Annotated in this window: 2 protein-coding genes; both read right to left on the bottom strand. The window is 25.9% G+C overall.

Annotated elements, in window-relative coordinates:
- Positions 1–90 precede the first annotated feature (90 nt).
- Positions 91–288: a hypothetical protein gene (locus D9R21_RS06550; protein WP_126821550.1), complete on the bottom strand. Its 198-nt coding sequence runs from the start codon at positions 286–288 to the stop codon at positions 91–93.
- Positions 288–962 (bottom strand): hypothetical protein, encoded by a 675-nt coding sequence (locus tag D9R21_RS06545; protein WP_126821549.1) that lies wholly within the window; start codon positions 960–962, stop codon positions 288–290. The genes D9R21_RS06550 and D9R21_RS06545 overlap by 1 nt, the downstream gene beginning before the upstream one ends.
- Positions 963–1,303: the final 341 nt, after the last annotated feature.

Here is a 1,303-nt window from a genome sequence, read left to right as displayed (position 1 = left end):
CAACAACTTTATGATATGTTTCTCTATTTTCCTTATTTTTACTTTGATAGGGGTATATTTTTTTAAACATACTTATAAGATGAAATCTATCTAAACTATTGTCTTAACAAGATTATTAATTTTATAAATATATAAGGTTATAACACGGTCTTCATTAAATAATTGTTCTAAATCAGGGTCACTATATTGTGATTGATTAGCAAAATCTAACGGAATACTATCAATTGAATAATCAATTGGTTCATCATTTGCTAATTGTGCTAACATTTTTTCAGATGGTTTTAACATTATTCTTGTTCTCCTTCTTCGTTGGGCATATTGATAATAGTTTCGTTGTTTTTTAGTTGTCTGTTTAAATTAGCATTTACTGGTAAGTTAACATCAACAATTAACTCATCAATATTTTTAATATTGAATGTTCTACTGTTTAAAATCGCATTATCATATTTAATTAACTTAATAATAAATTCAGTTAATTTAATTTCTCTAATATATATCATTTGTTCGTATGATGCGTTTGTTTGAATATTTACACCCGCAACTTCTGCTTGGGTTTGTTGTGCTCCCTTAGCAATAGTAGGCACATGATGGCGATTTATTTTATAATAATTATTTAATAATCAATCATATATTTTAGTTAATTGTTCACCTTTAAAATTACCAGCAATATAGTCTACTGGTTGAAAATTACTATCGGGGTCACCTTCAACTAATAACAAATCATTTTCAATAAATGAAGCCAACATTTTACTAATTTCTTGGTCAACAACACCAGTTACTTCATTAGTATTAATGGTAAATTTACCACTATTTAATAATGGGTCTAACATTATCTTTTCAGCAATAATATCTAAAATACTAGCAAATTGTTTGCCATAACGAGCAGAAGGTTCAAAATTAGGGTTATTAGGAATAATTTCAATCGGGATAAAATTAAGTGGCAATATTTCTTCTCTTTGCAATGTTGTATAGTTATTTCATTTAGCATCATCAATATATAAGTCGGTAATAGTACTGTATAATCGTGTTTTTAACTTTCTAATAACTTTTATTTGTTTAATTACATAATCAATTTCTAATTTTTCAGTAATAAAAACACTCTGGTCATTTTTAATATAAGGGTCATAATAGACTGCACCCCAAAAAGTAAGTAAAATTAAAAAAGAACTTTACTAAACTTTTAGAGGAGGTGCATTTTTATATGGCAAGAAAAGGACAAAAATTTAATAAATATACAGCAGATTTTAGAAAAATGATAGTACAAGAAGTTAAAAATAATAAGATAAGTTTTATTGCTCAAAAA

It is taken from the genome of Spiroplasma endosymbiont of Megaselia nigra, assembly GCF_003987485.1.
Lineage (GTDB): Bacteria > Bacillota_I > Bacilli_A > Mycoplasmatales > Mycoplasmataceae > Spiroplasma.
This window is presented reverse-complemented; position numbering and strand designations above follow the sequence as displayed.